The sequence below is a fragment of the Thalassospira sp. MCCC 1A02898 genome (assembly GCF_001618185.1).
Classification (GTDB): Bacteria; Pseudomonadota; Alphaproteobacteria; order Rhodospirillales; family Thalassospiraceae; genus Thalassospira; species Thalassospira tepidiphila.
In genome coordinates, this window is sequence record NZ_LPXK01000012.1 from 445,428 (window position 1) to 469,460 (window position 24,033).

Below are 24,033 nucleotides of genomic sequence, written 5' to 3' on the forward strand. Positions count from 1 at the left end.
TTTTGTTGTCTGTAAAGTACTGGGCAAAAGACAGAACGCTCTCGCCTGCAGAGCTTGATGTCAGCGTCAAACCTCCCCGCGCCTAAGATATTCAGTTCCTTATCTAAACAGCATTCGTAACGTAATCTATCACTATGAGTCCGATCTATGACTCTGTGCAAGGTTTGCGTAACGAGATCCTTTATACTGAATTATCTCGGGAGCATTTTCATGCCCAAATACACTACTTCTGTACTTCGCCTAGCTGTTGTTTCTGCCCTTGCAATGGGTAGCCTTGCTGGTATCCAAACTTCTGCATTTGCTGGTGCAGGTCATAGTGGCGGTCATAATGATGGCGTCGAAATCGGTGCGCCTGGCGATATCTCTGATGTCCGCCGAACAATCCAGATTTCGATGGAAGACAACTTCTATGACAAGGAAAAGATCGTTGTTCGTGGCGGCGAAACCGTTCGCTTCCTGATCGAAAATAAGGGTGAGTTCGTTCACGAATTCAACATCGGCACGGCAGCAATGCACGCGGATCATCAAAAAGAAATGATGATGATGATGGAACACGGGGCCCTTGAAGTAGATAAAATCAACATGGACATGATGGAAATGGACATGGGGAACGGTAAAACCATGAAGCACAACGATCCGAACAGTGTGCTTCTGGAGCCGGGTGATTCTGCCGAGGTGATCTGGACCTTCCCGAAAGACGCAGAACTAGAATTTGCGTGTAATGTACCAGGCCACTACGAGAGCGGCATGGTCGGTAAAGTTCGCCTGCAGTAACCACTGCGCAGGGTCTCGCGCCAGAGGGAATCCCTCCCTGTTGCCTCTGGCGCACCTCAACCATCGGAGATCATGAGAATGAGAAAACTTCTTGGGCGTGCCCTTTTGGGGGCGCTAAGCACTATTGCTGTGTCAACAGCAGGGTATGCGGCAACCTATAATCTGTCTGTCGATTACGTTACCATCGACACAGGTGATATGAAAACCAAAGCAATTGGCTATAACGGGTCCTCGCCCGGTCCGACCTTGCGCCTCAAAGAAGGCGAAGATGCCGTCATCAACGTGACGAACAACCTGGACGAGACTACATCTATCCATTGGCATGGGTTGATCCTTCCCTACCAGATGGACGGTGTGCCGGGCATCAGCTTCACCGGGATCGAACCGGGCGAGACTTTTACCTATCGCTTTCCTGTCAAACAGAGCGGGACCTATTGGTTTCACAGCCACTCTGGCTTCCAGGAACCAGATGGCGCTTACGGCTCAATTGTTATCGAACCCGAGAAACGCGAGCCATTCAAGTTCGACCGTGAATATGTCGTTGTTCTGAAAGACAAGCACCCTCATTCCGGGGCGCGTATTCTGCGCAACCTAAAGATGATGCCGGACTACTACAACCGTAACCAACGCACGCTCGGAGACTTCATCTCCGACGTTTCGGAAAACGGATTGGGAGAAACTCTCTCTGAACGTGGAGACTGGGGCAGCATGCGCATGATGCCAACAGATATTGAAGACGTTCAGGGCTTCGTCGGCCTCATCAATGGTAAATCACCGGAACAAAACTGGACCGGACTATTTGAGCCAAACGAACGTGTGCGCCTGCGCTTCATCAATGCATCGGCCATGACTTACTTCGACGTCCGCATTCCGGGACTTGAAATGACTGTTGTCCAGGCCGACGGCAACAATGTTCAACCGGTCAAGGTTGATGAATTCCGCATTTCGGTTGCAGAAACATACGACGTGATTGTTCAGCCGACAGCTGAAAAGCCGTATGCAATCATGGCCGAATCAATGGGACGCTCGGGTTATGCATTCGGATCGTTGTCGCCGCAAGAAGGGCTGAAAGCTGAAATGCCAGCCAGACGCATGGACGCTCCGTTGTTGACAATGGCTGATATGGGGATGGATCACGGGAACATGCCCGGGATGGACCATTCCTCAATGAGCAGTGGTAACGAGAACAGCATGGCTGGAATGGACCATTCGAATATGGCCGGGATGGATCACTCTCAGATGGCGATGTCCAAAGATGATCCTTTCTATGCCGCTGGCAGTGGTTTGACACCAAAAGCAGCGAATGGCGGCAAGTTCTTGTCTTATGCCGACTTGAAAGCACAGAAGCCCTTGTATCCGGAGCGGCCGGCAACGCGTGAAATTGAACTGCGTCTTACGGGAAACATGGAGCGCTATACTTGGTCGATCAATGGCGTCAAATACGAAGATGCAGAACCTATCCGCTTGAAATATGGCGAACGGGTACGGTTCAAGTTCGTCAATGAGACCATGATGTCACACCCGATGCATTTGCACGGGATGTGGTCAATCCTCGATACCGGTAACGGTAAATGGGATCCGGTAAAGCACACCATCAATATCAATCCAGGCATGACTGTTTATTCGGAAACCGAAGTTGATGAACCAGGGCAATGGGCGTTCCATTGTCATTTGAGCTATCACATGGCTTCTGGAATGTTCCGCAAAGTGATTGTTGAGGGCGGTCCAGCCGTCGCAGCACTTGAGAATGGAGTTCAATAACAATGAAAACCCTAACACTGGCCGCGATTGGTGGTGGTGTTCTTGCCACGATCCTGTCCTTCTCGTTCACTGCCAAAGCAGACAATCACATCTTCTATGGCATTCAAATGGAGCAGTTTGAATACCGATCAGGTGATGAAGACGAAAATCTCTTTGTTTGGGATGGTGACGCATTTGTCGGAACCGATGAGTTGAAGCTGCGCTGGCAAGGCGAAGGCGAGCGTGATCTCAAAAACGACCTTTACGAAAACTTCGAGAACAGGCTGGTCCTGCAAACACCAATCAGTGACTTCTTTGATGCCAAGGCCGGTATTCGTCTGGATACGCCAAGCACAACAGATCGTTGGTATGGAACGGTTGGTATCATGGGGCTTGCTCCTCAATGGTTTGAAGTCGACGCTGACCTGTTTGTCAGCGAAACCGGAGACGGTAGTGCGCGACTTGATGTTGAGTACGAAGGCTTGTTGACCAATCGTTTAATCCTCACGCCTTCGCTTGAGCTGAATGCAGCATTCTCTGAGGATCGCGAAATAGAGGTCGGGCGCGGGTTTTCAAGGGCAGAAATCGGACTGCGGCTTAGCTATGATCTAATCGACCGAGCCGTTGCACCGTACATTGGGGTTGCCTATGAGCGGAAACTCGGCAAAACCGCAGACTTTGCAAAAGACGACGGCGAGGATTACGAAGCAACTTACCTCGTGACCGGTCTCCGCCTTCTTTTCTAAGCATCACACGACAGGGAGGACTTTCCTCCCTGTCTGTTTTGCCGAACCTTCTCAAGGAACCTAACTACAATGATGGAAATCGTCCACGATATGGGGCATCGCTTGACGCACTACATATCAAGCGATGCACACTGGTGGGTTCATCTTGTATTCCATTTGGTGGTGTTTGGGGTGCCGGTTGCGCTAATTATTATTCTCAGCGCGACGGGATACAGGGCTTTAAGACGCCGCAGATCTGTTCTTGCGCAACAGGCTCAAAAGCCCTCGGCAAAGAGCGGAACAGCGCTCCTGCAGTACATATTCAGAGCTTCATGGAAGCGGCAGATAAAACTGGGGCTACTGGCGACGGCCTCTTTGCCGGCTCTTTACATGAGCCTCGAGCTTCCGAAGTTGATCATCAACAACGCCATTGAGTCAGGACATTTTCCAGTTACCTATTTAGGAATGGAGTTCTCTCAAACGATGGCTTTACTTACTCTCTGTCTGCTTTTTTTATTGGCGATTGGCGTGCATGGCTGGCTGAAATATCAGGTTAATTTGCAATCCGGTGCGCTGGCAGAACACATGTCACGCCGCCTGCGGCTCGATATCTCAAAATTCAGCTTTCGAAAGCCGTCCCCCAGAGGCGGGGAATTAATTCCGGTTATTGTGCAGGAGGTAGAGCCCGTAGCTGGGTATGCATCGGAGTCCATTGTATTACCTTTGTTACAAGGTGGCACGTTCCTGACTATTCTGGCTTTCATGCTCGTGCAAGATTTGGTCTTGGGCATCGCCGCAACAGCACTGTTGCCGCTTCAGATTTTTGTCATTCCCAGATTTCAAAAGAAAATTAATGCTTTGTCTCGAACGCGGCTGAAAGAAGTCAGGGTTCTCGGGGAGAAGATCGGGAATATCTCAAACGACCACCAGCCAAGTGCTCGGGATATTTACGGGTCGTACAAACGACTTCACGATCTTCGTCTTTCTATCCACAAAAACAAGTTCGCCATGAAGTCTTTAAACAACTTTATATCTCAGATGACGCCATTCTTCTTTTACACAATAGGGGGGTATCTGGTGATAAAGGGCGACCTCACGCTCGGAGCACTAATCGCAGTATTAACTGCATACAAAGACATGGGCGCTCCGCTCAAAGAGCTCTTTCGTTACTATCAGGCGCAAGCCGATGCTCATGTCAGATACTCCGAAATCAAACCTTACATCTCCAAGGAAATCGAGATTACGGACAATCAGTTTGCAGATGTAACGGTTCTATCTGAAGCAGGGTAAAAAAAACGTCCCCTTAATTGAGGTAGGTCAACGTAACTCGATATTTAAGGGCATAAGTGTTACGTTACTGCCCAAAGGAAGTTTGATCAATGAATGCACAGCAAGCACTAATACGCGCCGTACTGATCCTGCTCGTCGGGATTAGCGCTATAATGCTTGCTCCCCATATTGCAGTCGCGTCGACTGGATCTTTTCCTGCGCATTCTGCAGAACTCAATGGTTTTGACGTTGAACACCAGCATGACCTGGCTTCGTGCTGCCCTCAGGTTTCTTGTCACTCCACATCAGCGGTCCTTACCGAGATTATCCTACCGGTTTCCGAGTTTTCCCATGTACAGAACGGGATAGAAGAAGTGTCCCTTCAGCCGGTATCTCGGTCATGGATTTTCCAGCCTCCCATATCCTGATCCTCCCGAACAAATAGCGAATAACTGTTCTGGGTTCTGCACCTGCCGATGGCATGCGTACAGATTGAGCCTTGGTGTTCTGCACCATGCTGCTTTCAGACGGAACAGTCATACCTAAAGGTATTTATGGGATGGCGAAGAGAAATGGAAAATATTCTCAGTTGGTTGCTTTGGGGAGCCTTCATCATATTGATGATGCGCTTTGGTTGCGGTGCTCACATGTTTGGGCACAAAAAGCACACCCACAATAAGAAACAAGCGGACGGTCAGGCTGAGGCAATCCGATGGGAGCACCCTCAGTCCGCCGTTGACCCGGTTTGTCATAAAACTGTCGATCCGCGCATCGCCAAAACAGCCATTTATGGCGGTGAAGTATTCTACTTCTGTTCAGACACCTGTCGTTCGAAATTTGAAGTGTCGCCAGATACCTATGTCGATGGCAGCGCAATTAGCCGACAAACTCACGTATCGCCAAGCTAGTTCAGCGAAATCAATAGGCGGCAGCAACAGGACCAGGGTTGACTAGTTCACTTGGTCTCACGTGTCTTCGAATATTTGATACATACGCATAAAACAAAGGCCCGAAGAAAATGAAAAAACAAATCAATTGGCCAAAGTATTTGGTTATCGGTTTTTTCGCAGTAGGGATCATCGCCATGACCCTGAATTCGTTTCTGCCCGGGAAAGATGACATCAAAGATCTTGAACTGACCGATAGCGGAATTGCGCTCCCCAGTTTCAGCAAGGAAGCCATGGTAGGAAAGCAGCTTTTCGATATGAACTGTGTTGCTTGTCACGGAGGCAATGCAACAGGCACAGAGCAAGGCCCGCCGCTGATGCACAGAATCTACAATCCGGGACATCATTCAGATCGCGCATTCTATCTAGCTGTTCAAAACGGGGCAAAACAACATCACTGGCCCTTTGGCGATATGCCAGCCCAGCCTCAGGTCAGTTCGGAACAGGTAGCACGGATCATTCGTTATATACGCGAGCTGCAAGAAGCAAACGGCATCGCGTACCAAAAACACCAAATGTGAGGCAGGAATGGATCATCAGGCAGAATACAAGAAAAACAGTATCTCGCTCCTTGGCGCCATATCCATGGGCACCGGTGTTATGATCGGAGCAGGAATTTTTGCTTTGACCGGACAAATTGCCGAACTTGCAGGAAAGTGGTTCCCGTTGTCGTTCCTGTTTGGCGCACTTGTCACTGCTTTTAGCGCATATACCTACATCAAGATGTCCAATGCTTTCCCGTCTGCAGGCGGGATCGGAATGATCCTCCAAAAAGCATACGGGCCGGGAGCCATAGCAGGCGGCGCAGCATTGCTGATGGCCTTTTCGATGGTCATCAACGAGAGTTTGGTCGCAAGAACATTTGGAACCTATGTTTTGCGGGCGTTTGACCTGACAGAGCTTGAAGTTCTTATACCGGTATTGGGTGTTTGCCTGATAATTTTTGCATATGCTGTTAACAGAGCTGGCAACAAATCGGTTGGCCTGTTTTCAATGGTCATGGCCGCGTTGAAGATCGGCGGCATTGCATTGTTTGCAATTGCAGCGCTGTGGGCTGGTGGATACTCGTTCGAGCCGTCATCACCCGACGGCGCGAGCTTTCCATTGGCCGGTTTTGTCGCATCAATTGCTCTTTCAATTCTGGCCTTCAAAGGGTTCACAACGATCACAAACAGTGGTGCTGAAATCGTGAGCCCTCATAAGAATGTGGGTCGTGCGATTACGTTCTCAATCCTGATTTGCGTTGTCGTATATATTCTCGTGGCGCTTGCTGTTGGTTCAAGCCTTGACTTGGACGAACTGATAAAAGCCAAAGACTATGCCCTCGCCCAAGCTGCACAGCCAGCATTGGGGCCCATCGGATTTTATCTGACTGTGCTGCTCGCAGTCGTTGCGACGGCGTCCGGTTTGCTAGCAAGCGTGTTTGCGGTGTCAAGAATGCTCGCGATGCTGACCGATATGGAGATGATCCCGCATAGTCATTTTGGAATGTCGGGTTCAATCAAAGACCACACACTTGTTTACACGGTTGTCGTGGCAGCGCTGTTGACAATCTTTTTTGATTTAAGCCGGATCGCTTCACTTGGCGTGTTTTTCTATCTGGTCATGGATGTGCTCATCCACTGGGGATGCTTTAAGTACCTACGACAAGAAATAGGAGCACGCGGCTTTGTTATGATTACAGCGATTGTCTTTGACATCATCGTATTGATCGTTTTTGCCGGCATGAAATTGCAAAGCGACCCATCCATAGTTCTCATTGCAACTTTGATGATCGTTGCTGTGTTCATTTTTGAACGTTGGTTCCTGTCAAACTGGATAAACCAATCGGCCAAGGCGCACAGTCACGATCACTCAGAACATTGATTATCCGCAGTGACATTGCAGCATAACAGCAGGAAGCAGACCATGTCTGATCATCATCATAAGAAGCACCAGCATAATCACAAAATGTCTGATCAATCAGGACACGCGACGGATCCTGTTTGCGGTATGTCGGTCACAGTGGATGCCGATACACCACGCTCTCGGTACGGCAGTGAGACATATTATTTCTGTTCGCAGAAATGTAAGGGCAAGTTCGATAGCTCTCCTGAGAGCGTATTGTCCACTGAGGAAGAGGCATCTGCTGCAAACAGCGCTTCGTCATCGACTTCGGGTCGCTACACCTGCCCGATGCATCCAGAGATCATACGATCCGAACCTGGTTCCTGTCCGATCTGCGGAATGGCACTGGAACCGATGGATACACCAACAGAAAATGACGAACCAAACCCCGAGATTCAGGATTTCAAAAAGAGATTCTGGTTAGGCGCAGCTCTTACGGTGCCGCTGATTGTTCTAACGATGGGGCCCTTTGTTGGTTTGGGTTTCATCCGGGAAATGATTGGAGAACGCGTTACTCTTTGGGTTGAGTTGGTTCTCGGAACGCCTGTTGTCCTGTGGTCCGGCTTCCCATTCATGGTTCGTGGATGGCATTCTGTGGTGAACCGTTCTCTCAACATGTTCACATTGATCGGGATGGGTGTTAGCGCAGCTTATATATTTAGCGTCGTCGCAGTGATTTCTCCTGACATTTTTCCTGATGGATTCAGAGATGCACAGGGACATGTCGGTGTGTATTTCGAAGCTGCAGCTGTCATCGTTGTCCTTGTGCTTCTTGGCCAACTGTTGGAATTGGGGGCACGGGAACGAACCGGTTCGGCAATCAAGGCGTTATTGGGTCTTGCTGCAAAAACAGCCCGCATTATTGAAGATGATGGTTCTGAACGAGAAGTTCCTCTTGAAGATGTGACCGTCGGAATGAGCTTGAGGGTTCGTCCAGGTGACAAGATACCTGTCGATGGCGTTGTCGTTGAAGGACGGTCGTCAGTTGATGAATCCATGATTTCGGGTGAACCCGTTCCAATTGAGAAGAATCCAGATGATGATGTCACCGGAGCAACAATCAACGGGAATGGCAGCCTGATCATCCAAGCCAAACGGGTTGGCAAAGATACTGTCTTGAGCCAAATCGTTGATATGGTCTCCCATGCTCAGCGAAGCAAAGCGCCAATCCAAAAGGTTGCAGACACGGTTGCAGGCAAGTTTGTGCCTGCTGTTATCCTGGTTGCTTTGATCGCCTTCGTCGCTTGGGCCATCTGGGGACCAGATCCGTCACTGTCATACGGGCTTGTCGCAGCAGTCGCTGTTCTGATCATTGCGTGTCCTTGCGCTCTTGGTTTGGCAACACCAATGTCAATCATGACCGCTACCGGTCGTGGTGCGCAAATTGGTGTGCTCATTAAAAATGCAGAGGCCCTGGAGCGATTTGCGAAGGTCGATGTGCTCATCGTCGATAAAACCGGGACTTTGACAGAGGGTAAACCAAAACTTGCAGGTGTAATCGCTCAATCAGACTATCAGGAGGAGGAAGTTCTTTCTGCCGCTGCGGCGCTCGAAAAAGGATCCGAACATCCATTGGCTGACGCCATTGTTAGTGCTGCTCAGGAGCGCGGCTTGTCCCTTGATAAGGCAGAGGACTTTGAAGCTGTAACCGGTCAGGGCGTCACCGGAAAGGTGGATGGCAAGTCGGTTGCCCTAGGTAATAGTAAACTCCTTCAGACTCTCAATATCGATCATTCTACTGTTGATAAAACAGCAAATGATCGGCGAGATATGGGGGAGACGGTAATGCATGTCGTTATTGATGGAAGAATTGCCGGGCTCATTTCCGTAGCCGATCCGATCAAGGACACGACATTGGAGGCTTTAAAGGCGCTCAAGAAGCAAGGCTTCAGAATCGTCATGGCAACCGGTGACAACCAACGAACAGCAAAATCCGTTGGCAATAAACTTTCCATTGACGAGATTCGGGCCGATGTCTCCCCAGAAGACAAAGCCAATTTAATTATGGAACTCAAGGCTGAAGGCCATCAGGTAGCCATGGCAGGTGACGGCGTCAACGACGCCCCTGCTCTTGCTCAGGCTGATGTCGGAATTGCGATGGGTACGGGCGCTGATGTTGCAATTGAAAGTGCTGGTTTCACCCTCGTCAAAGGTGACTTGAGCGGGATTGTTAGAGCCCGAGAACTCTCGGAAGCAACGATGCGCAATATCCGGCAAAACCTCTTCTTTGCGATGGTCTATAACGCAGCCGGTGTGCCTGTTGCTGCGGGTCTGCTCTATCCGTTCTTTGGCATTCTCATCTCACCAATGTTTGCCGCTGCAGCCATGAGCTTATCCTCGGTATCAGTCATTGCGAATGCACTGAGGTTACGTCGAGCAAGTTACTAGCATCCCAATATTGACTGATTGGGCGAGGGGTGAACCAGACAAGGCTGACTTTAATACAGGACAGTTCACCCCTCGCCCATTTTAAATGACATACCAACCAGCACTCAGAACTTTAAATCTCTTCTGATCCGTTCCCAAAATTCATCTGTCGACTTTTTACACTTGGTAGCCAGAAATCTATTTTCATCGAATTAGTGTTGATGCACTTATCTTCTAACCACCTATATAATTTGACTGAACAGTTTTTGTGTGAACAAAAATAATAATATATTTGTATTTACTCTTTTAAATCAAAGCTCTGAATAATAACAAACTATATTAAATGTAATATAAATAATGACGGATGCACGATTGCACGAAGCCCTGAAGCAAAGGCGTTGGGGATCAAGATGGGGCAACCTCTGTTCCAGATCCGCGACCTGGTACGTCGGCATAACGTGATCGTCAAATCCAGCAACTATGCACTTTATGGGGATATCAGCCGACGGGTGATGACGCTCATAGCAAACGAGGTACCGGACAGCGCAATCTATTCAATAGACGAAATTTTCATCGACCTGGACAATACGCCCATCGATCATGATCTATGGGCACGGGATCTGAAGGCGAAGATCCTGCGCGAAACCGGGATACCTGTCGGGATTGGCATCTCGACCACAAAAACACTTGCGAAGCTCGCGAACCGCCTGGCAAAGAAATCCCCCAAGGCAAAAGGCGTGGTTGTCCTCGATGATCAGAAATGGATAGACCTCGCCCTGGAGCGAACTGAGGCAGGTGACATTTGGGGTGTTGGGCGAAAGTTCGCCCTCAAGCTTGCCTCCATTGGCGTTACTACAGCCCGTCAACTTCGCGATATGCCTGATACAACCGCCCGGAAAATGATGACGGTCGGCGGCCTGAAAACCGTGCGCGAACTTCGCGGCATTCGATGCATTAACCTCGATGACAGCCCACCACAGCGTGAAACCGTGTGCGTGTCGAGATCCTTCGGAAAAGAGATTGACGACAGGGAAATGTTAAAAGAAGCGCTGATTACGTTCGCTGGCAGGGCATGCTCAAAGTTGCGCCGGCTTAACCTTGTCGCGTGTCGGTGTCAGCTCTTTATTTTGAGCAACAGATTCAAGATGGATCGACAGCAGTTCTCGCGGGGTTGCGAGCTGACAATGACGCCTGCAACGAATGACACAAGGATCGCGAGCAACCTGGTTGGCCAGAACATCAATCGGATTTGGCGCAACGATCTTGCCGTGAAAAAAGCCGGCATATTGATGCTGGATTTGTGTCGGCCGGAAGATGCGCCCAGAGATCTTTTTACAGGACACTGCCAACTGGACAACCCACTGATGAAAGCAATTGATCAGCTTGAAGGGAGATTTGGTAAGGACGCTGTGACGGTTGGCAGAGTGTCCAGGTCAAAGGTCCCGGACTGGTTCATGACATCCACCAATCGGTCGCCGTGCTATACGACGAGATGGCAAGACATTCCAATAGTTTGGTAAGGACACAAGTGTTCAACCAAGAGCCCCGCTAACCTGTGTCAATCAACGTTGATTTTCACAAATGTTGGCACCATTTTGCAAATTTCAATTGCAAAATCAATGAATGTAAGTACGTCTCTCTGTGAATCGACAAGACAGCTGAAATCTCTAACGCAATAATCGTATACAGCCACTGCATTAGATAGATCGACACCGATACTAGATATCCCTAGAACAATATTTTATGGTTATCTTTGGTGGCCGCCATCGAAGGGTATCATCTCAAGAGTATTCGTGGTTTCCATTTATCATTCGCAAAACATTGTTTGCGAAACGATCAGCTTCAGCATCCTGATCTGAAGCAGCTAAGTCATATCTCAACAAAACCATCTCTTTACCTGACGCTGTAGTACCAAGGTACCGTGATGTATCAATACCATCAGCAGGACAAACAAACCCACCTAGCGTCACTGGCATAGCATCCATAAAAGACAGCACTTCATAGCGATCTGTCTCCTTGGGTTCCGGTTTGTATTTCGCATCAAGAACAGCAACTATGTTGTCATCTTGACAAATAATCATATCAGGGTGAACGGAATAACCGCCTCCATCTATGAAAAATGGGCTAGACGAGTTGTTGCCGTCCCTAACGCGATACCCATGTGGAGCAAGGCGCACCGCCAACTCCCTACGCAGGAACGCTTCGAAAACTTGCGAGACATCTATGATCAATGATTCTAATCTAACAAACCCATCAAAGCTTAACTCCGGTAGCGCACTTTGAAGGATTAGGTATGCCGACCAGAGAGGGTCCCTGTAGTGTGAAAAGCGAGAAGACAGTGACTGGATCTTCTTTGAGAGCTGCCTAACTAAATCGCTCCGACTAGCCTCCCAATCGGAAATATGCCACATGCCGTGATACAGATCTCGCGCTTCGCGTAGCATCGGGTTCCGATGATCATTCTCAACAAACCAATCAATGACTTGTTTCAACGCAACCTTAAGAGCGATGTTCTGGACTGTAGAAGGAGTCAAAACACTTTGCTCGAACTCATGCCTGTACCTAATACCCTTTGAAGCATGTTTGCGAACCGTGTCAGATGCAATAAGTCGCCCCCTCCAGGGTGTTTTGAATCTTGGAGCCAAGTACTCCTTCATATAACCTTTGCGGGCGATTAGCCTAACACCTGCGATCAACGATCGAGCGTAAATAAGCTCAGCGTTATTTGTTGTCACAAAGCGGGGCATATAGCCTCGCACAAACCCAGAGATTGCTGATGGAATTACACCTGAATGAACCAGCATGTATGAAAGATTCGAGATTGTTGCTCTAGGGACTATTCTAACAGCGATGCCGGGGGTCAGTGGAATAGTTCCTACAAAGCGCGTTGCTCTCAGCACAACCTGACCGCCACGCATTGTAGCCGTCAAGTAACCCTTTGTCGTAATCCTCTCATCTAACTGGAGTTCCCCATCTTGCAGCAGAGAGCTAACACGGACGGATAGTTCCTCAAACTCCCTACATTCGATGATATTAGGCATGATCCGCCACGCCCTCAAGGCGACGAACAAGAGCATGGAAGCTTGCGGCGAGGTCATCCATTGCACCGTCGTTCAACTCTATGGCATGAACTGCAGCGGGTCGGAGTCGATACTCCCAGACGAGTTTCAAGTGATCCACATTCTTGATGTCGGAGAAAAATGAATGCCCAATACCGAAAGGAACTATCCGCTGTATTACGTCAAACCATTGGCCAATCTCGAAGACTTGATCTTGAGTAAAGCCGCCTCCTTCTTCTAGGAGGCTCTCAACAACCTCTCTAGATGGAGTTATTTCAATGTGATCGAAACGGCGGACAAAAGCAGCATCAACTTGAGCGACACTCCTGTCATATGGATTCATGGTCCCAATGATCACAAGATTTTCTGGAACCGAGAACTGCTTACCAGAGAAGGGTAATGTGAACTTCTCACCTCTATAGTTGCGCTCAATATAGGTAAGCAGTTCACCAAAAATTCTGGCTGGATCGCCGCGATTGATCTCATCAACGATCATCACCACGAGCCGTTTTGCTGGCGCAAGTTCTTTCGCACGCAGACAAGCAATGAGGAATATTTTGTCAACCACCTTAAAGCCTGACTGAGCTATCTCGTCAGGGCGATACCCCTCAACAAAATCTTCATAGCCATAAGACGGATGAAATTGCACCCGAAACATGTCGCGCTCCGAGTCAACAACAAGATGCTTCCCAATTCGCTTCGCGTAGTAAGATTTTCCAGTTCCAGGTACACCTGTTAAGATAATCCCAGAAGTCCCAAGCCCCAATAGCTTCTGCACTTGAAGTAAGATTGGGTCATCCAGATCCATTGCCAAGGAATCTGGAGCAACCACAGGAATTGCAGATGAGGACTTTACATCATTGACCAGAACCTGTTGGATCGCTGCATAATAGTCTTGATCCTCTGAAGCTTCGACGAAGATTTTATCAGGGTCCTCTGGATGAAATACGAACAGTTTCTCGTAATCCTCATCCCTCTGCGGGAACTCCGACCTGAATGCTGCTTCCAAATCACGAGCGTCAGCATCATCCGGAAATTCTCTATCACGGAAGAAGAGAGCGGCAATATCAAGGATCGGTGCTCGTGCTACATTCGGTCCCTTTGTCAAAACCTTGTCACGAAAGATATCTGCGTAGTCGTCAGCAAGAATCCATTCTTCACCATTATCGGTTATGCGCCTAGAAGCGGCATTCCACTTTCCAGCAAAAGTATTCTTCCTTATTGTCGCTGAATTGCTATGAGGAAACCCCGCTTCAGCTCGACGCAAGGTGACTGGATTGAAGTAAGGTTTGGCTTCATTTTCATCCACCAAACGAAAATACTTGTTCCAAAAATCAAACTCGTGCGGTGTCTCGTTCATTAGCGTGGCAGTACCGGGCAAGTTGCCGGCCCCACGTTCAATCAATGCAAGCATTGGGAATAGGTGAGTAGCCCCTTGACTTTTTGCTTTGCCACGCCAATTCGCCATATTGTTTAGGGCAGATGCAACCCTGTCAGCTCTGATTTTCTTTGTCATCAGGCAGCACGACTATGTTCGTTGCTCACTTGAGAAAGCATTTTTACAATTTCCGCTCCAATTGCCTTGGCCAGAAGAGGCGGGACGGCATTGCCAATCTGCCGGGGAAAGCTAGCGCCCACGAACTGATAGCGATCAGGAAAGCTCATAAACCTCGCAGCTTCTCGGTGAGAAATAGCTCGATCCTCCCATGGGTGTAAGAAGGGGCCAGATGCAACATTCCTGTAGTTACATGTAATGGTGTAAGATGGTTTAGTCGGACTCAGACGATGATAAAGAGTCGTGCAGTCTCTACGTAGCGCACCGCTCGATATAGTCCGCATTTTTTTGAAGCGCGCAGGCAGCACATCCACTGGCGCCGCCCTAAGCCCTTCGCCCTGACCAATATGGTTAGCTAGAGACTGGGCCTGTGCTGAAAGCGGTCTTCCAACGTGCAGCGTTACATTGTCTGGCGCGTCAGTTCTGCAATAAACTTGGTAGGGATTTTGCGGACGGCAAATATAGGGGCGCTCTTCTCGATTGTAATCGTTCCCCATCAGCGGAAGATCGCCGATTGCCTCTTCGACTGTAACGTACGGCTTCAGTTTGGGTTCTCCTCCCGAACTATGGCTACGCGCAGGGAATGAAAGCTTGATATCATCGACTCGCGTACCAATAAAGAGTATCCGATGTCGCATCTGCGGAACCCCATAGTCGGCAGCTAACACTTGTGCAAAATCTGTACGATATCCAATCTCCTCAAAAGCCTCTTCAATCTGTCGCCGGAAAGCTCCCTTCTCGTAGGAGAGCATCCCTCGGACGTTCTCCATTAGGAACATCTTAGGCTGCACCTCGTCAACAAGCCGGACAAAATGCTTAAAGAGAAAATTTCGCGGGTCGTCCTGCATCCGTTTGCCATGAGTACTAAAGCCTTGGCAGCTAGGCCCCCCTGCTATCAGATCAATTTCTCGAACACCTGCTAATTCCATAAGTTGTTCGCCGGTTACCTTTTCGACATCCCCTTCAATCACCGGCACACTAGGATGATTCAAGCGATAGGTCGCTACTGCGTGCTTATCGAAATCAACACCAGCTACAGGCCTAATGCCAGCCTGACGCAGTCCTTCACTGAGACCACCTGCGCCACAAAACAAATCTATCACCGTCGGTGATGATCGAACTTGCATGCTCGTCTCCCTAGTTTTTCCCCTAACTCTGCCATCACTACCACAGTGAGTCGCCGAGAACAATATGTGAACATATGATTGTAGTGAATGAATTCAGTAGACATTTCGTTAAGATGCGGGAAATCCTAGCCTAGACACTTGTTATCAAGCTTCTAGGTGCACCAGCAAAATAACCAACTAAGAATTCGTAGAGGCTGGAGTTATATTTTTCCAAGCTATAAGCTTTTTGCTACTTCCGCGATAGCCCAACGAATAAAGTTGTTCTTGGATCGACCTGATATTTCAGCCGCCCTTTCAAGAACCTCCCATTCCGCCTGATTGAATGGAAGGCTGATCGCCTTATAATCCCGTTTCTTGCCTGGCGCTTTTGGCGGCCTCCCCATTCGCCCGGGCTTGGCCACTTCATCCACCCGGCTTGCAAAGTCTTCAATCTTCGCGGGATCAACATTTGGGATTTCAGTATTTTTCGGCTCGCGACGTTTTACCATCAGAACATCCTTTGTATGAGAGCATGTATCTCGGAAGCCGCTTTGGGATTGTCCATCTCGACGACACTACGTCCCTCCGGAAGAGCATCCCGATAAACCTTGCGCTCACAGATGACCTCGGAAAGCAACTTGATCTCAGGAAAGTCTGCCAAATATTCGCGAGCCTCTTCGCGCTCGCGAATGACTGGATTGGTCGGCACCATCGTCATAAGACCATGGACCTCAAGCCCCGGATTGAAATCACGTGCCTCGACAATGATTTTCTGCAGTTCGCCCAACGTATCCAGATCCGCATTCGAGGGCTTGAAAGGTACGATCAGCTTATGAGCTGCTGTCATACCCGTGCGAAGCTCCCGACTATCTTTGCCAGGGGCATCAACAATCACATACTCGTATCGATTGTTCAGATCGATCAGAGTGTCGCGGATATTGTCGTATTTCTGAACGCAGTGGACTTTGGGAAGATCGGGATTTTCGTCCCGGTCCATCACCCATTTTGCAGCAGTGCTTAGTGGGTCGGCGTCAACCAACACAACATCATTTCCCTGCTTTGCGAGTGCGGCACAAACATTTACCGCTGTCGTCGATTTTCCACATCCGCCCTTGCGGCTTCCAAACAAGACAATCACAGCATTACTCCCGCATTAAATCAATACATAATCAGTATTGTATATGTGTTTTTTAGGTACCGGATCGACGATTGATGGTGAGAACTGTGCGAGCCGGTTTGACTGGTTCTGGTTTTGATACTGGCGAACTTAATCGGCCATCTAGCTGAGGGTTTGCATTCTTGCGCCGCATCTTTTTGAAGCGACCCAACGCGATCTTCCGGGCGTGCTCACGATTATTTTCCGACACGGGATCATCGACAGATCCGTCCAGTCGATATCGATGACTGTCATCAAGCCCCAAAGCCATCTGGTATCCAGTCGCGCCGGTATATCTCTGCAGAGCATGCTTCAGCTCATCAGGTGTCGTTCCTGCTTTCATCAGATCGCCAAGGATAGCGCGCACACCAAGCTGAAACGGCTTGATCTGGTCTGATAGATTTGCTGGCAGAATTGCAATCTCCTCGCGCAACAAGGATTGCAGCTCTTGTGCGGCCCTTAGCTCAAAAGCCCTCGCAATGATCTTTCGATCAGCAGACCAGATTGAACCCTGGGATTTCTTGTGCTTGGTCACTTTGACCTCCATTCGAACCCGCATTGAAACAGCATTAAACCAACATTTATATGGTATCACTTAATTATTTAAATAGTATTTATTCAGTACCATTAATATACTGAATTATCAGATCAATGCAAGAACTAATTCAATACTAAATAAGTGTTTTTTTTGATAGTTTCGACAGTGAAATATAGTGCCGTTCATTCAAGCGAACTGCACCATCCTCCGCGCTCACCGCCATCATAGGGACGTGCATGCCCTTCCCGGATAAGGAGCTCATGAAGCCAGATATTGCCAACAGCGACCCAAGCGACTACACGGCCACCATAACGACCCCATTCAGGGTTGCAGAATTGAACCGGGGTATTTGTCTGGACAGCTTGATCCAGTAAAGCCCGAACCCGATCACGCGCAGCTGCTGCTGCCGATTTCTCCGCATCACATGCGCCCCGGATCTCCGGAGCATCAAGGCCAGCTACCCGGACAGACATTCTTGATATCGGATCTGGTAAGCCTGGCATTTGGATGAAGATCGTATCACCATCATAGGCGAGGCTGCCTTTGCTTTCGCGCAGCGGCCATTGATAGCAATTGAAATCGCTGGCATCGGCGCGGACGCCACCACAAACCGAAACCAGAAAAAGACCAAATAGGTACTTTTTCAATGCTATTTTAGTTGTAATTTGGTGTTTATGGTATACGGATTTAATGGTTGATGGGGCACCTTCACCCCATCAATCTGATACCACCCTCAGATGGTTGATAGATCGACTCCGTAGTTGAGTTCCTCTGCGAAGTCCGGCAGTCCGTAACCGATGGTTTTCTTGTAGAAAGGAGAGACCTTCGCAGTCGGTGCCTTCTTCTTGTGCTTCGTGGTGTAGAGCATTCGTGCCCGCATCACCTCGAAGGAGTAACCGCGCCCTTCACGGTTCTTGTCCTTGGCCAGTCGGTTGATGGACTCCGTGTAAGCGTTGGTGACGGGCATGTCCGTCTCGAAGTAGGTCATGGTCTCTTCGCGCCAGTTTCCCACTGCCCTGACCAGATCGCTCCAGACTTCCTTTTGGCCCTTCGGGATGGTGGCTATCCACTCGTCCAGGGCGGCTTCTGCCTGGAGCCGTGTGGTGGCGTCCCAGATGCCGTAGAAGCGCTCCTTGTGCTCGTAGGCGGCCAGCAGTTGCGGGAACGCGCCTGTCCAAGTCTCCATGATGAGGCGCTCCCGGTCTGAGACTTCGTGAGCGCGTTTCAGCAGGATTTTCCGGTCTCCCTTGAGAGTCCGGCTCTGGGACGGTTTCAGCTCCTTTCTGAGGCCCTTGCGCACTCTCTCTAGGGCATCGTTGGCCATGCGCACCACATGGAACTTATCGACCACGATACGGGCCTGGGGCAGCACAGCCTTGACCGCTGCCCGGTAGGGGTTCCACATGTCCATGCTGACGATCTCGACCTTCTGCCGGTCTTTCAACTTCATCAGGTAGTTGGTCACCACGTCCTGGCGGCGGGTGGCCAGCAGGTCGAGCAGGGTTCGCTCCTCAATGTTGGTCAGAATGCAGCGGTAGCGCTTGTTCAGGTATAGCTCGTCAATGCCCAGGATGCGGGGCATCTCGAAGCGGTGCCAGCGCCCCAGGAACTCGGCGCGGGCGTTGAAGATGTCGCGCACCGTCTTCTCGTCCAGGCCGGTCTGTGCCGCCACAAAGGTGTAGGGGTGGTTGAAGGATTCCTTCTCCACGTACTCATGCAGCCGCAGTGTCATACGGAATCCGTCCACCATCTCCGGTAGCTGGGGCCTGAATGTTGTCTTGCAGGCCCGGCAGGTGTATCGGCGGCGGACCACCCAGAGAGTGACCCGCTTGCCGTGGATGGGCAGATCACGATAGGGAACGTCACGCTTGCCGAACCGTACGAACTCACCCTGCACGCCGCATTCCTCGCAGGCGATGGGATCGGGCACGTCCACCTGGAAGTGCATTTCGTCGTCGGTTGATTTGCAGCCCAGTACTTGGTATTGCGGCAGGTGAAGGATGTTGTCGGGAAGTTCGGTCATGGTGTTGTATAGGCGTAGGTGTCAGTCAGATCCATCCGGCTCGGCATTGGTGTTTGCTTTTTTACCCAACAAGCTGCTGGAAACGAAAAGTAAGGCACCGAGGACAATTGCAATATCAGCCAGGTTGAAGGCCGGCCAATGCCAGTCTCGCCAATAGAAATCAAAGGAATCCACAACATAGCCGCGAAAGACCCGGTCAATCAGGTTGCCCATGGCGCCACCGAGGATAAGACTGTAAGCGATGGCTTCTCCTTTATGACGATTTTCAAGGATCAGCTTGATCAGAAAAATCGAGACCACTACCGCGATTCCGATAAAAAAGTAGCGCTGCCAGCCTCCACCATTCGCAAAAAGACTGAATGCGGCACCGGTGTTCCATAGGTGCACCCAGTTAAAGAACGGGGTCACCGAAACATACTCGCCATAGGCCATTGATTGCTGCACCAGCCACTTTACAGCCTGATCAGACGCTGCCAGCAGGCCCGATATGGACAATAGGGCATACGGCGAGAGCTTTTTGCCAATAATGAGCATTATTTAACCCTTCAACGCCAAAATGCGTCTGGCACCGTTAAGTACAATGCCCCCCGCGATGGTGCCGATAATCAGATCCGGATAATTGGAACCGGTCCACGCGACCAGGGCGCCGGCGGTGATGACCCCCAGGTTGATCACCACGTCGTTGGCCGAGAATATCCAGCTTGCCTTCATGTGCGCCCCGCCTTCCCGATGTTTGGATATGAGCAGCAGACAACTGGTATTGGCAATCAATGCGACGAATGCGATAGCCATCATCACCAGCGATTCAGGCTCACTACCGAATACAAAGCGTCTCACCACCTCTACGAGCACGCCCACAGCCAAGATCAGTTGCAGTACACCAGCAAGATGCGCGGCACGTACCTGCATTTTCACGCTATGTCCAACCGCATAAAGGGCAAGCCCGTACACCGCCGCATCGGCAAAATTGTCCAGGGATTCTCCAATCAGGCCGGTGGACTGGGCGATCAGACCGGCAGTCATTTCCACCACGAACAGAAGTGCATTGATGCCGAGCAACCAGCGCAGGGTCCCGGATTCTTGCTTAGCAGAAGCTGCCGAAAACTCGGCGGCCTTGATGGTCTCCGGATTTGCAGCGACGGTTTCCTGAAGCGAGGCGCCTAGCCCCAAGGTCTTCAGTTTCGAGGTGACGGGCTCGACCTCGCCGTCATGCACGACCTTCAGCCGGCGGTTCGACAAGTCGAAGGACAGCGCCCGAATCTCCTCAAAGCCGTTCAGGGCTAGGCGAATCATTCGTTCTTCTGATGGACAGTCCATCTTCGGCACGGCATAAACACTGACCCATCTCCCTGGCGCCTCGGAGGAGGCCTGTATATCGGTATCCGCTGCGGACGTTGCATCACCGCCACAGGCGCCACCACAGGATTTGCTCATGATACGACTCCACTTGAACAATGTTGTGGTACCATTTAAAACTATAAAGCTACTATAAGGTCAATAGAGTAAAGAATCCGTTGGGGAGGAGGCTGATGCGCATTGGTCAGTTGGCGCAGTTGGTAGGGGTCGAAACACAGACGATCCGCTTCTATGAACAGCAGGGCTTGTTGCCGCCGCCTGATCGGCAGGACAACGGTTACCGTGTCTATACCGAGAAGCATGGTGAGGGGCTGGCCTTCATCCGTCGCTGCAGAATCCTGGGCCTGTCACTGGCTGAGATTCACGAACTACAGAGCTATCAGGACGACCCTCATCAGCCTTGTACCGCCGTCAACGCCTTGCTCGATGATCACATCTCTCATGTGCGGTCGCAGATAACCGCTCTGCAAGCGCTTGAGAAACAACTCGTTTCACTGAGAGCGAGTTGCAACGATGACCGGGAAGTTGAGGCGTGTGGGGTTCTTGCTGGAATTAGCGAAGGAAACATGCACCAGCAGTAGGTGAAGCATCAACCAGATAATCCGATGAGATGCCGGTCTGTCTCACTCTCATGCAAAGGTAAGATCAACCATTTAATCCGCTTACCCGGTGTTTATTTGTTCTGGTATCCGCGCCACGCTTTGGATGATTTACAGGAAACACACGTTCCCTCGCGCTGGTAAAAACCGGCAAAATTTTGCCGGTTATCCTTGACGCCATTCCTGTTTTACTCATGTCGTTTCCTCTTTGCCCACGGGGGCATAGTGCGCCCCGCGACACGCCTCTTCACCACAAACAAGCTTAAGTTCCGGCTTGCCCCAGACTTGGGATGAACAGGACGGGCAGCGATATTTGACGCGATTAGAGCCGTTTTCTTTGATGGCAGGGGCCACAGCGGCAAGAGCACCAGAACTGGCACAGCCACCTCTCTCGACGGGAACCGGATCTACCGGCGGAAAACGGTCGAACCAGGACAAGGTATATTCTGTCGTCAAAAGATCCGCGCACGCACGGTCAAAAGGACCACCATCAATGATGTAATGCGTCATTTGTTCGCCAACCCTGCGACCGCCCGGTTCCCCGGTGTTGCTGGGCATCAAGCCGATCCGCTCCATGAAGTCGGCCCATTAGTGGTTATGGTATCCGCGACGGCCCGGCTTGCCGTAATGGTATTGCCACTGATGCGCCATTTCATGAACGAGTGTGGAAAGCGTTTCCCGGATCGTCCTGGCAACGAAGTAACTCGGGTTCATGGCAATCTCGGCCGTAAGCTCTCCTGTCTCCCCACAAACAAACCGGTCGTGGGAGTAATAACCATAGGTCCGCTTGTACCGCTGAAGAGTGATCAGACAGGCCGGAAGCTTGCCTTCAAATATCCTGATATTGAAATGATCAAAAGCCGTCTGAAGCTCTGCATAGGCTTCGACTGTCGGCGTCGGGATCGAACTGACCGGATGAATGTTACCCATTGCCACCTCCCAGCGCGGGGAGATAGCGTATCGCCCGATCCATGAATTGGGTTTCAGCCTTCTGCGGGCTCCAGGGCAGCATATATTCCGGATAGGGAGTTATGAATGGCGGCAAAGCCGGGTTTGCGACAATAGACTGATCTACAGTGTCCCTGTATTCCGTGGCTTTAAGGCGCTGATCAATCCGCGTGATTTCATAAAGGACATGAACAGGCCAGGGCCAGATCAGGCCAGCGGCCTCGGTGTATCGCTGACGGATCGGACTGACGATGTGATGCTCAAAAGCGTCCCAGATACCAAGATCACGCATACGGTCTTTGATTGGGGTAATTAGATCGCCGGTTTGGTCTTCCTCGATGTCATGGAGAAGGATGTAGCACTTCACTTCCGGCGAAGCGTGATCACAAGCATCGACCAGATGTTGAGCAACCGTTACGTCACTCGCACCATTCCAGCGGCGAAGCCGCGAAAGGGCGCGAGCTTTTGCCTGAAATATCGAGATACGCTCGTCGAGCGTTTGGGGAAGGCCATTGTCAGGTGAAACCAGCTCAAGCATAACCGGCCTCCTGACCTTCAAGAGCTCGTAGACTATGGCGCACAGTGTCACGCAAACGAGCGGCTTTAAGCATGGAATAGAGATAGGCCGCGGGGTCACGCACGCCTTGTCTATCGACAGCGACGACAACAGCCGCCATTGCAGCCCAGCCGTGTTTGTCAAGCGCCACACGCCAAACCGCAGGTCTAAGCTTAACCTGATTGGTGAGTATCCACCTGACAGCTGACACAACGGACTGGATTGCCGTGCCAGAAGGCTCAGGACCAACCAATTCGCAAAGTTCTGCCGCAGTAAGCTGTTTTTGAAGGGTGGGGGATACCTGAACCATCAGGAACAGGATCTCTGTATCCACATCAATGTCGGAAACCGGATTGTTCGATCTCTGCCCAAGCTTTGCTTGCGAAGCCCCGCTTTGTACAAGGTTCGTAGAACCGGGATTTAGCTTGTAGGATTTACGGTGGACAGAAGAGTCCTCCCCCCCGGACTCTTTTTGCTCTTTATCATGACCGTCCTGTGCCTGCTTTCGTGCTTCCAGTTGCGCCAGATCGTCACGTTCCTGTCTTTTACACTCCCGGGCCGCTTCAATCTTTTCTTCAAGGAAGTTTTCTGCCTGCCGCAACTCATAGAGCCGAGCCGCCACCGGGCGAAGATCGATGCCTGCGTTACCTGACGCACGGGTATTGGTCTCGGTGTAACGACGAATAATCCAGTGATTGGCTTCAAGAAGTGCCAAGGCCCTTCGGATCGATCTTTCATTCTTGCCAGTGATTTCGGCAAGTCGTCTGTTGCCAGGGAATACGGTGAGACGGCCGGAACGCCATGACTTTTCATCATAAACGTGCTCGATCAGAACAATCAGTAGGCGAACGGAAAGGTCTGTCAGGCACGGTGATCTTTGAGCTATTGCGCGAGAGACCAACCCGACAACGGATGCGGTTGTGACATCGGCTGTACCGTTAAAGCTGTCTGCAAGAGACAATAGCTCCTTATAGGTATCTGTCCGTTCGGCGATACCTGTCCGGATTTCTTCCCAGCGGACATTGCCGCCGGATATGGATTCGGTCGTTGTCATTCCTTTTCGGCGAAGGCATAAAATTGCGATGTTTTGGCGCATTTGCGCTTGACAAAGCGGTCCCGTCACCTAAACTGAAACCCATATTTCACGTGGGCAGTTTAAGCCTTTCAATGACCCGTTGGCTGCAACCAACGGGTTTTTTGCTGTTTATAAGCTATTGAAATTGTTGGGATAAAATAGCCTCGTAGGTGCCGCCTCCTCTTTAGGGCGACGCCTCCGGACATTTTTCTCTTGTCGGTAGAATCCTTGGAGTCTATATCTAAGACTTTCCAAGGAAGAGAAAAGTGGTTGCGGGGGCAGGATTTGAACCTGCGACCTTCAGGTTATGAGCCTGACGAGCTACCGGGCTGCTCCACCCCGCGTCAGTGGGT

General features: G+C 50.4%; 24 protein-coding genes and 1 tRNA gene. 10 read left to right on the forward strand and 15 right to left on the reverse strand.

The genetic code is table 11. From position 1 onward, the window contains the following. Positions 1–210: 210 nt before the first annotated feature. The 9 genes from AUQ41_RS16505 to AUQ41_RS16550 all read left to right on the forward strand — a co-directional run bounded on the left by AUQ41_RS16505 (position 211) and on the right by AUQ41_RS16550 (position 11,229). Positions 211–774: a plastocyanin/azurin family copper-binding protein gene (locus AUQ41_RS16505; RefSeq protein ID WP_083952843.1), complete on the forward strand. Its 564-nt coding sequence runs from the start codon at positions 211–213 to the stop codon at positions 772–774. A gap of 78 nt (positions 775–852) precedes the next feature. Further along, the gene (locus AUQ41_RS16510) at positions 853–2,535 is read left to right on the forward strand and encodes a copper resistance system multicopper oxidase (protein ID WP_063089332.1); all 1,683 of its coding nucleotides are present in this window, start codon (positions 853–855) and stop codon (positions 2,533–2,535) included. Positions 2,536–2,537: 2 nt separating this feature from the next. Further along, positions 2,538–3,260: a copper resistance protein B gene (locus tag AUQ41_RS16515; protein WP_063089333.1), complete on the forward strand. Its 723-nt coding sequence runs from the start codon at positions 2,538–2,540 to the stop codon at positions 3,258–3,260. A 69-nt stretch (positions 3,261–3,329) separates the two neighbouring features. After that, on the forward strand, positions 3,330–4,529 hold the full coding sequence (locus AUQ41_RS16520; RefSeq protein WP_063089334.1) for an ABC transporter ATP-binding protein: 1,200 nt from the start codon (positions 3,330–3,332) through the stop codon (positions 4,527–4,529). Positions 4,530–5,080: 551 nt separating this feature from the next. Further along, positions 5,081–5,416, forward strand: coding sequence for a YHS domain-containing protein (locus tag AUQ41_RS16530; RefSeq protein ID WP_064781637.1), 336 nt, complete (start codon positions 5,081–5,083; stop codon positions 5,414–5,416). A gap of 110 nt (positions 5,417–5,526) precedes the next feature. Beyond that, complete coding sequence (locus tag AUQ41_RS16535) at positions 5,527–5,976, forward strand: cytochrome c (RefSeq protein ID WP_063089337.1); 450 nt, start codon at positions 5,527–5,529, stop codon at positions 5,974–5,976. A gap of 7 nt (positions 5,977–5,983) precedes the next feature. After that, positions 5,984–7,321: an APC family permease gene (locus tag AUQ41_RS16540; RefSeq protein ID WP_063089338.1), complete on the forward strand. Its 1,338-nt coding sequence runs from the start codon at positions 5,984–5,986 to the stop codon at positions 7,319–7,321. Positions 7,322–7,363: 42 nt separating this feature from the next. Further along, positions 7,364–9,730: a heavy metal translocating P-type ATPase gene (locus AUQ41_RS16545; protein ID WP_255356211.1), complete on the forward strand. Its 2,367-nt coding sequence runs from the start codon at positions 7,364–7,366 to the stop codon at positions 9,728–9,730. Positions 9,731–10,059: 329 nt separating this feature from the next. Continuing rightward, positions 10,060–11,229: a Y-family DNA polymerase gene (locus AUQ41_RS16550; protein ID WP_369813537.1), complete on the forward strand. Its 1,170-nt coding sequence runs from the start codon at positions 10,060–10,062 to the stop codon at positions 11,227–11,229. Between the two features lie 261 nt (positions 11,230–11,490). Here AUQ41_RS16550 and AUQ41_RS16555 read toward each other — a convergent pair whose 3' ends face one another. The 10 genes from AUQ41_RS16555 to AUQ41_RS16600 form a co-directional block, all read right to left on the reverse strand. After that, positions 11,491–12,750 carry a hypothetical protein gene (locus tag AUQ41_RS16555; RefSeq protein WP_063089341.1) on the reverse strand — a complete coding sequence of 420 codons (1,260 nt, stop codon included), beginning with the start codon at positions 12,748–12,750 and terminating at the stop codon, positions 11,491–11,493. Next, positions 12,743–14,284, reverse strand: a complete 1,542-nt coding sequence (locus tag AUQ41_RS16560) for an McrB family protein (protein ID WP_063089342.1) — start codon at positions 14,282–14,284, stop codon at positions 12,743–12,745. The genes AUQ41_RS16555 and AUQ41_RS16560 overlap by 8 nt, the downstream gene beginning before the upstream one ends. Beyond that, on the reverse strand, positions 14,284–15,450 hold the full coding sequence (locus AUQ41_RS16565; protein ID WP_063089343.1) for a DNA cytosine methyltransferase: 1,167 nt from the start codon (positions 15,448–15,450) through the stop codon (positions 14,284–14,286). The genes AUQ41_RS16560 and AUQ41_RS16565 overlap by 1 nt, the downstream gene beginning before the upstream one ends. Before the next feature lie 215 nt (positions 15,451–15,665). Then, a complete protein-coding gene (locus tag AUQ41_RS16570; RefSeq protein WP_063089344.1) occupies positions 15,666–15,938 on the reverse strand; it encodes a hypothetical protein in 273 nt (90 codons plus the stop codon). Continuing rightward, positions 15,938–16,567 (reverse strand): division plane positioning ATPase MipZ, encoded by a 630-nt coding sequence (locus tag AUQ41_RS16575; protein ID WP_063089345.1) that lies wholly within the window; start codon positions 16,565–16,567, stop codon positions 15,938–15,940. The genes AUQ41_RS16570 and AUQ41_RS16575 overlap by 1 nt, the downstream gene beginning before the upstream one ends. A gap of 52 nt (positions 16,568–16,619) precedes the next feature. Next, positions 16,620–17,120 (reverse strand): ProQ/FINO family protein, encoded by a 501-nt coding sequence (locus AUQ41_RS16580; RefSeq protein WP_168173423.1) that lies wholly within the window; start codon positions 17,118–17,120, stop codon positions 16,620–16,622. A gap of 185 nt (positions 17,121–17,305) precedes the next feature. Beyond that, positions 17,306–17,770, reverse strand: coding sequence for a thermonuclease family protein (locus AUQ41_RS16585; protein WP_232308422.1), 465 nt, complete (start codon positions 17,768–17,770; stop codon positions 17,306–17,308). A gap of 86 nt (positions 17,771–17,856) precedes the next feature. Then, complete coding sequence (locus AUQ41_RS16590; RefSeq protein WP_062959135.1) at positions 17,857–19,146, reverse strand: ISL3-like element ISPpu12 family transposase; 1,290 nt, start codon at positions 19,144–19,146, stop codon at positions 17,857–17,859. Between the two features lie 21 nt (positions 19,147–19,167). Then, a complete protein-coding gene (gene lspA / locus AUQ41_RS16595; RefSeq protein WP_004863699.1) occupies positions 19,168–19,680 on the reverse strand; it encodes a signal peptidase II in 513 nt (170 codons plus the stop codon). Between the two features lie 3 nt (positions 19,681–19,683). After that, positions 19,684–20,580, reverse strand: a complete 897-nt coding sequence (locus AUQ41_RS16600) for a cation transporter (RefSeq protein ID WP_004574643.1) — start codon at positions 20,578–20,580, stop codon at positions 19,684–19,686. Between the two features lie 95 nt (positions 20,581–20,675). Between AUQ41_RS16600 and cadR the strand changes: the two genes are divergently transcribed. Continuing rightward, positions 20,676–21,083, forward strand: a complete 408-nt coding sequence (gene cadR, locus AUQ41_RS16605) for a Cd(II)/Pb(II)-responsive transcriptional regulator (RefSeq protein ID WP_004364961.1) — start codon at positions 20,676–20,678, stop codon at positions 21,081–21,083. A 210-nt stretch (positions 21,084–21,293) separates the two neighbouring features. On the opposite strand, the gene AUQ41_RS21230 is transcribed toward cadR, so the two are convergent. The 5 genes from AUQ41_RS21230 to AUQ41_RS16625 form a co-directional block, all read right to left on the reverse strand. Continuing rightward, positions 21,294–21,659, reverse strand: a complete 366-nt coding sequence (locus tag AUQ41_RS21230; protein ID WP_232308423.1) for a hypothetical protein — start codon at positions 21,657–21,659, stop codon at positions 21,294–21,296. Positions 21,660–21,689: 30 nt separating this feature from the next. Further along, entirely contained in the window at positions 21,690–22,031 is a 342-nt protein-coding gene (locus AUQ41_RS21235; protein WP_232308424.1) for a SprT-like domain-containing protein, read from the reverse strand. After that, complete coding sequence (locus tag AUQ41_RS16615) at positions 22,024–22,587, reverse strand: hypothetical protein (RefSeq protein WP_063089348.1); 564 nt, start codon at positions 22,585–22,587, stop codon at positions 22,024–22,026. The genes AUQ41_RS21235 and AUQ41_RS16615 overlap by 8 nt, the downstream gene beginning before the upstream one ends. Then, complete coding sequence (locus AUQ41_RS16620) at positions 22,580–23,659, reverse strand: helix-turn-helix domain-containing protein (RefSeq protein WP_063089349.1); 1,080 nt, start codon at positions 23,657–23,659, stop codon at positions 22,580–22,582. Before AUQ41_RS16620 ends, AUQ41_RS16615 begins: the two co-directional genes overlap by 8 nt. A gap of 288 nt (positions 23,660–23,947) precedes the next feature. Further along, positions 23,948–24,024 (reverse strand) — tRNA-Met (locus AUQ41_RS16625). Between the last annotated feature and the right edge of the window lie 9 nt (positions 24,025–24,033).

Bases quoted from the DNA above. Each gene is read 5' to 3' on its own strand.
- lspA (WP_004863699.1), bottom strand. From the start codon at position 19,680: ATGCTCATTATTGGCAAAAAGCTCTCGCCGTATGCCCTATTGTCCATA.
- AUQ41_RS16620 (WP_063089349.1), bottom strand. From the start codon at position 23,659: ATGACAACGACCGAATCCATATCCGGCGGCAATGTCCGCTGGGAAGAA.
- AUQ41_RS16515 (WP_063089333.1), top strand. From the start codon at position 2,538: ATGAAAACCCTAACACTGGCCGCGATTGGTGGTGGTGTTCTTGCCACG.
- AUQ41_RS16520 (WP_063089334.1), top strand. From the start codon at position 3,330: ATGATGGAAATCGTCCACGATATGGGGCATCGCTTGACGCACTACATA.
- AUQ41_RS21230 (WP_232308423.1), bottom strand. From the start codon at position 21,659: ATGCCCAGCAACACCGGGGAACCGGGCGGTCGCAGGGTTGGCGAACAA.
- AUQ41_RS16615 (WP_063089348.1), bottom strand. From the start codon at position 22,587: ATGCTTGAGCTGGTTTCACCTGACAATGGCCTTCCCCAAACGCTCGAC.
- AUQ41_RS16505 (WP_083952843.1), top strand. From the start codon at position 211: ATGCCCAAATACACTACTTCTGTACTTCGCCTAGCTGTTGTTTCTGCC.
- AUQ41_RS16555 (WP_063089341.1), bottom strand. From the start codon at position 12,750: ATGCCTAATATCATCGAATGTAGGGAGTTTGAGGAACTATCCGTCCGT.
- AUQ41_RS16560 (WP_063089342.1), bottom strand. From the start codon at position 14,284: ATGACAAAGAAAATCAGAGCTGACAGGGTTGCATCTGCCCTAAACAAT.
- AUQ41_RS16540 (WP_063089338.1), top strand. From the start codon at position 5,984: ATGGATCATCAGGCAGAATACAAGAAAAACAGTATCTCGCTCCTTGGC.
- AUQ41_RS16570 (WP_063089344.1), bottom strand. From the start codon at position 15,938: ATGGTAAAACGTCGCGAGCCGAAAAATACTGAAATCCCAAATGTTGAT.
- AUQ41_RS16530 (WP_064781637.1), top strand. From the start codon at position 5,081: ATGGAAAATATTCTCAGTTGGTTGCTTTGGGGAGCCTTCATCATATTG.
- AUQ41_RS16565 (WP_063089343.1), bottom strand. From the start codon at position 15,450: ATGCAAGTTCGATCATCACCGACGGTGATAGATTTGTTTTGTGGCGCA.
- AUQ41_RS16545 (WP_255356211.1), top strand. From the start codon at position 7,364: ATGTCTGATCATCATCATAAGAAGCACCAGCATAATCACAAAATGTCT.
- AUQ41_RS16600 (WP_004574643.1), bottom strand. From the start codon at position 20,580: ATGAGCAAATCCTGTGGTGGCGCCTGTGGCGGTGATGCAACGTCCGCA.
- AUQ41_RS16510 (WP_063089332.1), top strand. From the start codon at position 853: ATGAGAAAACTTCTTGGGCGTGCCCTTTTGGGGGCGCTAAGCACTATT.
- cadR (WP_004364961.1), top strand. From the start codon at position 20,676: ATGCGCATTGGTCAGTTGGCGCAGTTGGTAGGGGTCGAAACACAGACG.
- AUQ41_RS16535 (WP_063089337.1), top strand. From the start codon at position 5,527: ATGAAAAAACAAATCAATTGGCCAAAGTATTTGGTTATCGGTTTTTTC.
- AUQ41_RS16590 (WP_062959135.1), bottom strand. From the start codon at position 19,146: ATGACCGAACTTCCCGACAACATCCTTCACCTGCCGCAATACCAAGTA.
- AUQ41_RS21235 (WP_232308424.1), bottom strand. From the start codon at position 22,031: ATGGGTAACATTCATCCGGTCAGTTCGATCCCGACGCCGACAGTCGAA.